Below are 13,145 nucleotides of genomic sequence, written 5' to 3'. Positions count from 1 at the left end.
TCTGCCATTTATTCTATTCGGCTTATTCTGCTTTAATGCTATTGACCGGATTCTCGTTCGCGATATGCCATGCTTTCAGAACAACACAGATTACAATCAGTAATTGGACGAACAAGGCAGTAGCAGCAAAAAGCAATGGATTCAAATCAATCTGCTCGGCAAATTGGTCGAGCCATGCCTGTCCTGCAAAATAAGAAACGGTAGTGCCTACTAGGATAGAAATCACTGAAACGTATAAAATGTCACGTGTCAGTAATCCGAGGATATGAGATGCTTCGGCTCCATTCACTTTCCGGATAGCTATCTCTTTGCTCCGGCGCTGGGTTTCATCGTTCACATAGCCAATCAATCCCATGATAACGATCAGCAGGATAAAGGCGGAAGTGATCCAGACGGAATTGCGGAAGCGGTATACGTCTTTATAGATATTTTTCACCATTTGATCTACTAGGATAAAACGCAAGGATATATTCGGATAGGTGTTTTCTACAAACTCGTTCAGACGTTTCAGATTCTCGTTATATGGTTCTTTCAAGCGGACATCAAAGGCGTGGTTGGCATTTTCATCTCCAATTAGGACAATAGGAGATTGCGACCCATAAAAGCTGTTATTGCGAATGTCACGGAATACGCCTACAATCGTTCCTTGAATGTCATTCACTGTTTTACCTACTGCTCCGTCGGTCCATTTCATCAGACGCACCAGTTCTTCGTTTACCAATAAGTCGTTCTGCTTTTTCAGCGTAGTACCTTCTATAATCTTAATACCCATTACTTCAGGATAGTTGTAATGACAGGAGTTGAAATTAAGGGTAGCAATCCGCTTACCGTCATTTCCCATCAGTCCGCGTGTCCAGTACTCGCCCAACACCCCATTCACGGCAACGGTCACTCCTTCTACCATCGGCTGGCGGTTCAAATCGTCTTTAATATGCTCCACCGATTCTTTAGGCAACCATGTCTGCGCTTGAGCTAATCCGGGCACGACGATACCCATATCACGGCTCATCAGATGACTGTACTGCAACAGAGTGACCAGCAACAATCCCAAGACGAAAGAAACTCCTGTAAACTGCACAAACAACAACGAACGCTTCCACCCTTTCTTCCCATCTGTATACCGGCGGAATACTTGCGTGACAGGGATACGGGAGAATAATCGTCCCGGTATGCCACCTGCCAGTATGAAGAGAACAAGGATAGTGAGCAACGGTACCCACAACGTTTCCCAAGTGAAAAGTGAGGAAAGACGGACGGAAAGTAAATCTTCAATCAGACCACGCGCATTGATTATCAGTAAGAAACTAAGCAATACGGAAAGAATGACAAGGATTCCCGTCTCTGCCATAAACATTCTGAAAATATGAGTGGAACTGGCTCCATTGCACTTATGCACTCCCACTCCTTTTGCACGACGGCTTAAAGTAGCAATGGATATCAGCATATAGTTCATGATAGCCACAAAGAAGATAGCAAAGCCCAAAAATCCGTAAATGACCAAACGCTTTTGTACATCGGGAGAAGCCAGATGACGTTTCACCAATGGAATGGCGCTAAATTCAATTTTCCAGCCATCAAACTCTAATGCGGTATATTTACCGATCACCCGCTGAATGTCAGCATTCACTTTGTCAATGTCCGAAGCATGGCGCAAACGAAGGAAAGCATAAAAGACATCATTTCCTCTCCAGCCGGCTCCTGCATGATACCCTCCATTCTGATGAACAGATATCACGAAATCATGGGTGAGCATCGTGTTTTCCGGTACATCTTTGTAGATCCCACGTATGGTCAGTGTGTTTTGTTTTTCAACAGAAAGCACTTTACCAACAGGGCTTTCATCTCCAAACGTCTCACGGGCAAAATGCTCCGAAACAAAAACGCTTCCGGGCATAATCATATCTTTGGGATTGCCTTCCAACACCGGTATGCCGAAAGTCTGAAAGAAACAAGTATCCGCAAAGATGTAATCTGCATCGGGCAACAGTTTATCTTCATAATAAATATTGGCACTTCCCATCGAAAGGACACTACTGGCTACTTCTATTTCCTTCGGCATTTCTTCTGCCAAAGTAGGTGCCACCACATCGAAAACAGTATAGTCATAACCGATCTCTCCATCATCACCTGCGGTTTCGCCTGTACTAAGATTAGTCATCTGACAACGTACGAGTGCCAGGCGTTCCGCCTCCGGATAGCATTTCTCATAGCTTAGTTCGAAGGCTATCTGCGAAAAAAGCAGAATACCGATAGTAAGCCCTAAAGAAAGGGAAATGATTCGTATGATATTCGATCCGCATTCACGCAATAAGGTACGTATAGTATAATAGATTTGTCTCATGGTTGGTTCTCTGTTTATGCCTTTACACTTGCTACAATACTTCCATCGAATAAATGTACGGTACGATGTGCAAAACTGGCATCGTGCTGTGAGTGGGTCACCATGATAATGGTTGTCCCCTCTCTATTCAGTTCCGTCAACAGATTCATCACTTCCGCTCCGTTCTTTGAGTCAAGGTTACCCGTAGGCTCATCGGCAAGGATGAGTTGAGGATTGGTTACAACCGCGCGGGCTATCGCCACCCGTTGTTGCTGTCCGCCGGAAAGCTGTTGAGGAAAATGTTTAGCACGGTGGTTGATATTCATTCTTTTTAGAATGTCTTCTACCATTCGGCGACGTTCGGAAGATTTAAGACCTAAATAAGTGAGCGGAAGTTCCACATTCTCATAGACGTTCAATTCGTCTATCAGATTAAAGCTCTGGAATACAAAGCCCAGTTTACCTTTACGGACACGGGTACGCTCCTTTTCTTTCAGACCGGCTACTTCTTCTCCCATCAACAGATAAGAGCCTTCAGTGGGGTTATCTAATAGGCCGAGGATGTTTAATAAGGTGGATTTCCCACAACCAGACGGTCCCATGATAGCAACAAATTCTCCTTCTTTTACTTCAAGGTTTACATGATTTAATGCGACCGTCTCCACTTCGGTAGTACGGAATACTTTACTAATATTTTCAATCTGTATCATCTTGTTTATTTATGATGTTGTTCTACATAGATTTATTTCCAGTTTTACTATTGACGTTTTTAGTCATGCAGAAAGTATGCCAAACAAGAATGGCTATTCATTTTCAATCATTTATCTTTTCCTAGTTTCCCAAGCATTGTCTAATAATTAGACGGTCCTGTCTGATTATTAGACAAATCGATACTGTTCCATATCTCCCATTTATTGTTCAAAGAGTCCTATTTGCCTGTTAGCCGATTGTCCATCCAAATAGAAAACTTTATCTTTGCATTTAGTTTTCTAGACTATAAACAAAATAATTATGATGAGAAAGAATGTATATGTATTCTTATCGTGCTTTTTACTTTCCGGATGCGGCATGATAGATTACCATCCATATGACGTCCGTATCAGCGGCGAAACAGAGGTCAACGCACATAATATCGAAAGAATAGAAGCAAACTGCCAGGGTAAAACGACCATACGCTTTGTGACTATGGGCGACTCACAACGATGGTACGATGAAACGGAAGATTTCGTGAAAGAGATTAATAAACGGAATGATATCGACTTCGTTATTCACGGAGGCGATATGAGTGACTTCGGACTAACCAAAGAGTTTCTCTGGCAAAGGGATATCATGAACGGACTTAACGTGCCTTATGTAGTCCTTATCGGCAACCATGATTGTTTGGGGACGGGAGCAGAAACATACAAGGCAGTATTCGGTCCCACTAACTTCTCTTTTATTGCAGGCAACGTCAAATTTATCTGTCTGAACACCAATGCATTGGAGTATGACTACTCTGAACCGGTGCCGAACTTCACCTTTATGGAACAAGAGTTAACGAACAGACAGGACGAATTCAAAAAAACAGTCATTAGTATGCACGCACGCCCCTACACAGATGTATTCAATGATAATGTGGCTAAAGTATTTCAACATTATATCAGACAATACCCGGGAATACAAGTTTGCACAGCTGCTCACACCCACCATTATCAGGACGATGTGATCTTTGATGATGGAATACATTATGTTACCAGTGATTGTATGGATTACCGTACTTATCTGGTATTTACAATAACCCCGGAAAAATATGAATATGAACTGGTTAAATACTAACTATATCTTGCGCGCAGGAGTATTATCCGTACTTCTGTTACTTCCCGGTCTGATTTCAGCTACTTGTAAAGCAGATACAATCATCAACTCGTACAAGGATGATTCACTCCGTTTCATTATCAAAGATGATTCAATTATCACTTTTCGCACAGGAGATTCTATATTTACGATCATCAGAGCGGACTCTGTATTGCCGGTTACACCGAAGCAGGTGAAACACAGTCGTTACGATAACCGGATTCACCGTTTCCGCAGTCACTGGGAACGGATTATCCCGACGCACTCCAAAATACAGTATGCCGGAAACATGGGATTGCTTTCTTTCGGTACGGGATGGGATTACGGGAAACATAATCAGTGGGAAACGGATATATTGCTCGGATTTATACCGAAATATTCGTCAAAGAAGGCCAAAGTAACCATGACGCTCAAGCAGAACTATATGCCCTGGAGCATTAATATCGGAAAGGGCTTCTCTACGGAACCTCTTACCTGCGGGCTTTATGTGAATACCGTGTTTGGCGACCAGTTTTGGGTGAATGAGCCGGAACGTTATCCAAAAGGTTACTATGGTTTCTCCAGCAAAGTACGTTTTCATGTTTTCATGGGACAACGGTTGACATACGATATTGATCCGCAACGTAGATTTTTAGCCAAGTCGGTGACTTTTTTCTATGAAATAAGTACGTGCGACCTGTATGTTATCAGTGCAGTAAACAATAGCTATCTCCGTCCCCGTGATTATCTTAGTTTATCATTCGGATTGAAGTTCCAGTGGTTATAAAAGAATTTATGATTTATGAATTATGATTTATAACTTACTTTTTCGTAAGTTTGCGCATTGCAAACTTAAACGAAAATGAGTAAATCAGGAACAATCATCATTGTAGACGATAATAAAGGAGTATTGACTGCCTTACAAATCCTTTTGAAAAATTATTTTTCCAAGGTTGTCACACTCTCCTCTCCTGTCACCCTGTCCAGTGTCATAAGGGAAGAAGCCCCGGAAGTAATTCTGCTGGATATGAATTTCACATCAGGCATCAACACCGGCAATGAGGGTTTATTTTGGTTGCATGAAATAAAGAAAGTACGTCCGGAACTTCCGGTCGTACTTTTTACGGCTTATGCCGACATCGAACTGGCTATCCGGGGGATTAAAGAAGGAGCAACCGACTTTATCGTCAAGCCTTGGGATAACCAAAAACTGGTGGAAACCCTGCAAACCGCAGCAGCTTCTACGCACAACAACAAGAAAACGGACGGCAAAGAAGAAACCACCCACTCACCTATGTACTGGGGAGAAAGCAAAGTGATGCAACAACTCCGCGCACTGATTGAAAAGGTAGCCATCACTGACGCCAATATCCTGATAACGGGCGAAAACGGAACAGGGAAAGAAATGCTGGCACGAGAGATTCATGTCCTTTCCAACCGCAAATATAAAGAAATGATTGCAGTGGATATGGGAACTATCACAGAGTCTTTATTTGAAAGTGAGCTTTTCGGACACGTTAAAGGTTCTTTCACCGATGCACACACCGACCGGACCGGCAAATTTGAGGCTGCCGATAATAGTACGCTGTTTCTCGATGAAATAGGCAACCTGCCTTATCACCTGCAAGCAAAGCTACTGACCGTCCTCCAACGACGAAGCATTGTGCGAGTGGGAAGCAACACGCCGATTCCCATTCATATCCGACTGATATGCGCAACCAACCGGAATCTGCAAGAGATGGTAGTGAAAGGTGAATTCCGGGAAGATTTGCTCTATCGCATCAATACCATTCATGTAGAGATTCCTCCTTTGCGGGAACGGAAAGAAGATATTATTCCATTGGCCGAAAGGTTCATGGTACGCTTTTGCAAGCAATATGACAAGGCATTGATGAAGTTCACTCCCGACGCTAAAGATAAATTGAAAGCACACCTTTGGTATGGTAATATCCGTGAACTGGAACACGTGATTGAAAAGGCCGTTATCATCAATGACAGTCCGCTCGTTCCCGCCGAATTGTTCCAATTATCCATTCCACGGACAGAGAGTCAGGAGAAAAGTATTTCTACGCTGGAAGAGATGGAAATGCAGATGATACGGAAAGCGCTCGACACTTGTGCAGGAAACTTATCGGCAGTAGCCGCCCAACTGGGAATAACCAGGCAAACTCTTTATAACAAGATGAAAAAGTTCGGATTATGACAGTGCAGCTTCAACAAGTAGGTGTTCAATATTGGTTCAGAGTCCTGCTGACGGTACTTTTCTGTATATCGTCCGTGTGGTTCGGTATACATCAATCATACAGCTGGTTAGGAGTCAGTCTTTGTTTATTAGTTCTTAGCGTACTTTGGCAAATCCGCCTTTATCGTCTCCACACCAAACAGGTGCTTTTTATGATTGATGCGCTCGAGAATAATGATAATACGTTTCATTTTACCGAAGAAAACGGTACTCCCGAAAGCAAAGAAATAAACCGGGCGCTCAACCGCGTGGGACATATCTTATATAGCGTGAAAGCTGAAACAGCCCAGCAAGAGAAATACTACGAACTGATTCTCGACTTTGTCAGTACAGGATTAGTAGTGCTCAATGACAATGGAGCCGTTTATCAGAAGAACAAAGAAGCACTCCGTATTTTAGGGCTGAATGTGTTTACACATATCCGCCAGTTAAGTCAAGTGGATGCGCAGCTTATGGAGAAAATAGAGAACTGTCGCCCGGGGGACAAACTACAAGTCATATTTCACAATGAACGGGGAACGATTAACTTATCCATCCGTGTGTCGGAAATCAATGTACGCAAAGAGCATCTGCGCATCCTTGCCCTGAATGATATCAATACCGAACTGGATGAAAAAGAAATAGATTCATGGATCCGGCTGACACGGGTACTGACACATGAGATCATGAACTCTGTGACTCCCATCACTTCCCTTTGCGATACGCTTCTTTCAATATCAGCGAATAAAGACGAAGAAATAAATCACGGATTGCAAACAATCAGTACGACCGGAAAAGGGTTGCTTGCCTTTGTAGAATCATACCGGCAATTCACACGTATACCGACACCGGAACCCTCCTTGTTCTATGTGAAAGCATTCATAGAAAGAATGGTTGAACTTGCCTGTCATCAGCATCCATGTGAGCATATCCGTTTCCACACAGAGATTACTCCTGCGGACTTAATCGTATATGCAGATGAGAATCTTATTTCACAGGTAGTTATCAATCTTTTGAAGAACGCAATTCAAGCAATCGGCAATCAGCCGGATGGGAGAATTGAGTTGAAGGCGTCCTGCAATGACATGGAAGAAATATGGATTGAAATAAAGAACAATGGCCCCGAAATCCCAGCGGAAATAGCAGAACATATCTTCATTCCTTTCTTTACGACCAAAGAAGGCGGTAGCGGAATCGGACTTAGTATCTCCCGCCAAATCATGCGCCTTTCGGGAGGAAGCCTTACGTTACTACGAGAGAAAGAGACAACGTTTATTTTAAAATTCAAATAACGATTGATATATGATACCTACACTAGTCAATAATCCGCTATTCCGTGGAATCACTCCGGAAAGACTTCTTGCCGATCTGGAAGAGATCAGTTTTCATACACGTTCTTATAAGAAAGGAGAAATCCTGGCGCGACAGGGAGATGTGTGCAACCGTCTTGTCATCCTGACCAAAGGAAGTGTGCGTGGAGAAATGATTGACTATTCGGGACGTCTTATCAAGGTAGAAGATATAACTGCTCCCAGAGCGATTGCCCCTCTGTTCCTGTTCGGTGAGCAGAACCGCTATCCGGTGGAGGTGACTGCCAATGAACCGACAGAGGTGATCGAGCTTCCTAAACCAAGTGTTTTGAGTTTGTTCCGCAAGAACGAGCAGTTTTTGGAAAACTATATGAATCTCTCCGCCAATTATGCACGGACTTTATCAGATAAACTTTTCTTCATGTCATTCAAGACCATTCGTCAGAAACTTGCCTCCTACCTGCTCCGCCTGTACAAACAGCAACAACAGACACATATCACCCTCGACCGTTCGCAACAGGAGTTGAGTGATTACTTCGGAGTCTCCCGCCCTTCCCTCGCCCGCGAACTGGCACACATGCAGGAAGACGGACTATTGATAGCGGATCGTAAACATATCACTATCTTACAGAAAGAAGAACTGGTCCGGCTCATCCAATAATGCTCCGATTTAAAAATCATTTATCTAATTGTGAGTATTTGAGATAAAAATATTCATTGTTGTAACATTGGTTACAGAATCACCTGAAACCTTTCCTCTACTTTTGCGTTCAATAAATAAACTGTTGGACTAATTAAAAACGTAAAAGTTATGAGTATGTTCTGTTATCAATGTCAAGAAACCGCAATGGGTACGGGTTGTACCTTAAAAGGTGTATGCGGTAAAACTTCCGAAGTGGCTAACCTGCAAGACCTGCTGCTTTTTGTAGTACGTGGAATTGCTGTCTACAACGAACATCTGCGTAAAGAGGGACAGTCTTCCGAACAAGCAGACAAATTTATCTATGATGCTTTGTTCATCACCATCACTAACGCCAATTTTGATAAAGTAGCGATCACCGAAAAAATCAAAGAAGGACTGAAACTGAAAAAGGAACTTGCCGGTAAGGTAAAGATCGAAAATGCTCCTGACGAATGTCTTTGGGATGGAAACGAAGAGGAATTTGAAGAAAAATCAAAAACGGTCGGTGTGCTTCGCACGCCTAACGAGGATATACGCTCACTAAAAGAACTCGTACACTATGGCCTGAAAGGAATGGCTGCCTACGTAGAGCATGCGCATAACCTGGGTTATCAGTCACCGGAGATATTTGCTTTCATGCAGCACGCATTGTCCGAATTGACCCGCAATGATATTACTGTGGAAGAATTGGTTCAATTAACGCTGGAAACAGGAAAACATGGAGTATCGGCAATGGCACAGCTGGACAAGGCAAATACGAGCAGTTACGGTAATCCGGAAATCTCACAAGTGAATCTTGGTGTCCGTAATCATCCGGGTATATTGATAAGCGGACATGATTTAAAAGACCTCGAAGAGTTGCTGGAGCAAACGGAAGGTACAGGGGTAGATGTATATACGCACAGTGAAATGCTGCCTGCGCACTATTATCCTCAACTAAAGAAGTATAAGCATCTGGCAGGAAACTACGGAAATGCCTGGTGGAAACAAAAAGAGGAATTTGAAAGTTTCAACGGTCCGATCCTGTTTACAAGTAACTGTATTGTTCCGCCACGTGCGAATGCCAGCTACAAAGACCGCATTTACATCACAGGAGCCTGCGGTCTGGAAGGCGCGCATTATATCCCCGAACGCAAAGATGGAAAACCGAAAGATTTTTCTGCCCTGATTGCTCATGCTAAACAATGCCAACCACCCGTAGCCATCGAAAACGGAACACTCATCGGTGGATTCGCTCATGCACAGGTGACGGCTTTAGCGGATAAAGTGGTGGATGCCGTGAAAAGTGGAGCCATCCGTAAGTTCTTTGTAATGGCAGGATGCGACGGACGTATGAAGAGCCGTGAATATTATACGGAATTTGCTCAAAAGCTACCCGGTGATACAGTGATTCTTACGGCAGGTTGCGCCAAGTACAGATACAATAAATTAGCTTTAGGTGATATCAACGGTATTCCGAGAGTATTGGATGCGGGACAATGTAACGACAGTTACTCACTGGCTGTAATCGCTCTAAAACTGAAAGAAATCTTCGGGTTGGACGATGTGAATCAGTTACCTATCGTATACAACATTGCATGGTACGAACAAAAGGCGGTCATTGTTTTATTGGCATTGCTGGCTTTAGGAGTGAAACATATTCATTTAGGACCTACTCTTCCCGCTTTCCTTTCACCGAATGTAAAGAACGTATTGATCGAGCAATTTGGGATCGGAGGTATCAGTACAGTGGATGAAGATATTGTGAAGTTTCTATCATAAATGATAAGGGAACAGAAGGGTATTTTACAGGCAAATTTCCTTCTAAAAGATAGTGACGGTATATGATAAGGATAGTGACGCTATACGGTAATGATACCGTCACTATTTCCATCATATACCGTCACTATCTTTTTTATATATAACCGGGAATCCTGCGTTTATTCTTTCTTCTCGAATACCGGCTTCCTTTTATAGTGATTTCCTTTTTTAATCTTCTTTGGGCAATATCAAATTGAGAACTACTCCTACCAAAGCTGCCAATCCGATACCGGACAAAGAAAAATCACCCCAGCTAAAAGCAGCGCCACCAATCCCGACAGTCAGTGTCAAAGACACGATAACGATATTTCTTGTACGGCTCAAATCAATACAGTTATTCACAAGATTACCAATACCCGCACAGGCAATCGTCCCGAAAAGCAACAGCATAATGCCACCCAGTACCGCACTAGGTATGGATCTTAGTAATGCGCTGATTTTACCGATAACGGAGAACAAGATAGCAGAGATGGCAGCTATTCGGACCACTTGCGGATTGGTAATCTTTGTTAATGACATGGCTCCTGTCACTTCCGAATAAGTAGTCACAGGAGGACCACCCAGCAATCCGGCACAGAGACAAGCCAGACCATCACCCAATAAGGTGCGGTGCAATCCCGGGTCTTTCACGAAATCTTTTCCCGTAACCGTATTCACCACATAGACATCACCAATATGCTCTATCACCGGAGCAATAGCTACCGGAATCATAAATAACACCGGCTCCCATGAGAATTTAGGAAAGACAAACTGCGGTAATCCAATCCAAGCGGCATCTCTGACGCCGGACAAATCCAAACCATAGAAGATCCATGCAGCCAGATACCCCACTACAATTCCACAGAAAATAGGTATCAGCTTCAAAAGTCCTTTAGCTTTCATCGAAACGACAACCGCAGTCACCAATGAAAGCAGAGCCAGCACCCAGTTCTCTTTTGCCATATTCACTCCTGTTCCCGCCAATGATAAACCTATCAGAATAATGACAGGTCCTATGACAACAGGAGGAAACAACCGTTCAATCACCCGCACTCCCTGCCATTTGACAAGCGCACTCATCACAAAGTAAACTAATGCAACTCCAACCATGCCGGATAAGGCGCCGGGCAGCCCATAAAGTTCTGTCGCTTTAATGATAGGCGCAATAAATGCGAAACTACTTCCCAAAAAGATAGGAACCTTTCCACGCGTAACGGCATGAAAGATAAGCGTACCAATACCTGCTGTAAACAGAGCTGTCGAAGGATCGAGCCCTACCAATAACGGCACGAGTACCGTAGCTCCGAAAGCCACAAACAAGAATTGTACCCCCACCACCCCTTTCCTCAAAGGTGTAAGATTATTTGAATCCATAAGTATAATGTAGATTAATCTCTGCAAAATTAGTCTTTTTAGACAATTTAACTCCCTTTTTTCACAAAAATACATCTAAAAAGAGGTTTTATTTGTTGTTAATAATGTGTAACTTCGCACGGTGAGAATTAAAACGACAATTTTATAACTTTATAATATATTGCCTATGATATTTACAGCAGAAAACACTTTACTTATCGGTTCTATCTTACTTTTCGTCAGCATTGTTGTTGGAAAAACCGGATATCGCTTCGGAGTACCTACTTTATTATTGTTCCTCGTAGTAGGAATGTTGTTTGGGAGTGACGGTCTCGGCCTGCAATTCCACGACGCGAAAGACGCGCAGTTTATCGGCATGGTCGCCCTAAGCATTATCCTTTTCTCGGGAGGTATGGATACGAAATTCAGAGAAATCAAACCTATTTTAGGTCCCGGTATCGTGCTTTCCACTGTCGGAGTACTACTCACAGCTCTTTTCACCGGGCTCTTTATCTGGTGGATATCAGGTATGAGCTGGTCTAATATTTATTTACCTATCACCACTTCCCTGCTTTTGGCCTCTACCATGTCGTCTACGGACTCGGCTTCGGTGTTCGCCATTCTCCGTTCACAGAAGATGAATTTAAAGCACAACCTCCGTCCCATGCTGGAACTGGAGAGCGGAAGTAATGACCCGATGGCCTATATGCTTACCATTGTCCTGATACAGTTCATTCAGTCGTCTGGTATGGGAGCCGGAGCCATAGTCGGTTCTTTTGCCATCCAGTTTATCGTCGGTGCGGCTGCCGGATATGTACTCGGAAAGCTCGCTATCCGAATGTTGAACAAGCTCAATATTGACAATCAGGCCTTATATCCTATCTTATTACTTGCATTTGTATTTTTCACTTTCTCCATCACCGACTTACTGAAAGGTAACGGATACCTTGCCGTATATATCGCCGGTATCATGGTAGGAAACAATAAAATCATGCATCGTAAGGATATCTACACCTTTATGAACGGACTGACCTGGTTGTTTCAAATCATCATGTTCCTTTGCCTGGGATTGCTTGTCAATCCGCACGAGATGTTGGAAGTAGCTGCTGTGGCATTGTTGATTGGTGTCTTTATGATTATTATCGGCCGGCCGTTAAGCGTATTCCTTTGTTTGCTTCCATTCCGGAAAATTACGATGAAATCACGTATTTTCGTCTCCTGGGTAGGATTGCGCGGTGCAGTTCCTATTATCTTTGCCACTTATCCGGTAGTGGCGGGCGTAGAGGGTTCGAACCTCATCTTCAACATTGTTTTCTTTATTACCATCGTGTCATTAGTGGTACAGGGAACAACGATTTCTTTCGTAGCTCGGATCTTGAATCTTTCCAAACCACTGGAAAAAACAGGAAATGATTTCGGAGTGGAACTCCCGGAAGAAATAGACTCTGATCTTAGTGATATGACTATTACTAAAAGTATGCTGGAAGAAGCAGATACATTGAAAGATATGAATCTCCCGAAAGGCACGCTGGTAATGATTGTGAAGCGCGGAGATGAGTTCCTGATTCCCAACGGAACACTGAAACTGCATGAAGGAGATAAACTGCTGCTCATCTCCGAAAAATCAAAAGAAGAAGAGACTGATTCTGACTAACATCCGAAAAGATT

At 43.2% G+C, this 13,145-nt stretch carries 10 protein-coding genes; 7 read left to right on the top strand and 3 right to left on the bottom strand.

Annotated features, from left to right (window positions below; genetic code table 11):
* Positions 1–22 precede the first annotated feature (22 nt).
* Together BSAG_RS11255 and BSAG_RS11260 are read right to left on the bottom strand one after the other, a co-directional pair.
* Positions 23–2,341: an ABC transporter permease gene (locus BSAG_RS11255; RefSeq protein ID WP_004316967.1), complete on the bottom strand. Its 2,319-nt coding sequence runs from the start codon at positions 2,339–2,341 to the stop codon at positions 23–25.
* A gap of 14 nt (positions 2,342–2,355) precedes the next feature.
* Positions 2,356–3,030 carry an ABC transporter ATP-binding protein gene (locus BSAG_RS11260; protein WP_004316968.1) on the bottom strand — a complete coding sequence of 225 codons (675 nt, stop codon included), beginning with the start codon at positions 3,028–3,030 and terminating at the stop codon, positions 2,356–2,358.
* A gap of 301 nt (positions 3,031–3,331) precedes the next feature.
* Here BSAG_RS11260 and BSAG_RS11265 point away from each other — a divergent pair, with 301 nt between their 5' ends.
* From BSAG_RS11265 to hcp, 6 genes are all read left to right on the top strand, one after another.
* Entirely contained in the window at positions 3,332–4,135 is an 804-nt protein-coding gene (locus tag BSAG_RS11265) for a metallophosphoesterase family protein (RefSeq protein WP_004316969.1), read from the top strand.
* Positions 4,116–4,919, top strand: coding sequence for a hypothetical protein (locus BSAG_RS11270; RefSeq protein WP_008017978.1), 804 nt, complete (start codon positions 4,116–4,118; stop codon positions 4,917–4,919). The genes BSAG_RS11265 and BSAG_RS11270 overlap by 20 nt, the downstream gene beginning before the upstream one ends.
* Before the next feature lie 75 nt (positions 4,920–4,994).
* Positions 4,995–6,335, top strand: coding sequence for a sigma-54-dependent transcriptional regulator (locus tag BSAG_RS11275; protein WP_004316971.1), 1,341 nt, complete (start codon positions 4,995–4,997; stop codon positions 6,333–6,335).
* Positions 6,332–7,645, top strand: coding sequence for a sensor histidine kinase (locus BSAG_RS11280; RefSeq protein ID WP_008770635.1), 1,314 nt, complete (start codon positions 6,332–6,334; stop codon positions 7,643–7,645). Before BSAG_RS11275 ends, BSAG_RS11280 begins: the two co-directional genes overlap by 4 nt.
* A 10-nt stretch (positions 7,646–7,655) precedes the next feature.
* On the top strand, positions 7,656–8,324 hold the full coding sequence (locus BSAG_RS11285; RefSeq protein ID WP_004316973.1) for a Crp/Fnr family transcriptional regulator: 669 nt from the start codon (positions 7,656–7,658) through the stop codon (positions 8,322–8,324).
* A gap of 150 nt (positions 8,325–8,474) precedes the next feature.
* The gene (hcp, locus tag BSAG_RS11290; RefSeq protein ID WP_004316974.1) at positions 8,475–10,106 is read left to right on the top strand and encodes a hydroxylamine reductase; all 1,632 of its coding nucleotides are present in this window, start codon (positions 8,475–8,477) and stop codon (positions 10,104–10,106) included.
* 207 nt (positions 10,107–10,313) lie between these two features.
* Here the strand turns inward: hcp and BSAG_RS11295 are convergent, their stop codons facing one another.
* Complete coding sequence (locus BSAG_RS11295; protein WP_004316975.1) at positions 10,314–11,498, bottom strand: uracil-xanthine permease family protein; 1,185 nt, start codon at positions 11,496–11,498, stop codon at positions 10,314–10,316.
* Positions 11,499–11,664: 166 nt separating this feature from the next.
* On the opposite strand from BSAG_RS11295, the gene BSAG_RS11300 reads away from it, so the two are divergent.
* Positions 11,665–13,131, top strand: a complete 1,467-nt coding sequence (locus tag BSAG_RS11300; RefSeq protein ID WP_004316976.1) for a potassium/proton antiporter — start codon at positions 11,665–11,667, stop codon at positions 13,129–13,131.
* Positions 13,132–13,145: the final 14 nt, after the last annotated feature.

It is taken from the genome of Bacteroides sp. D1, from assembly GCF_000157095.2.
GTDB lineage: Bacteria > Bacteroidota > Bacteroidia > Bacteroidales > Bacteroidaceae > Bacteroides > Bacteroides xylanisolvens.
The sequence above is the reverse complement of the archived record's forward strand: the minus strand, read 5'-3'. Positions and strand labels throughout refer to the sequence as shown.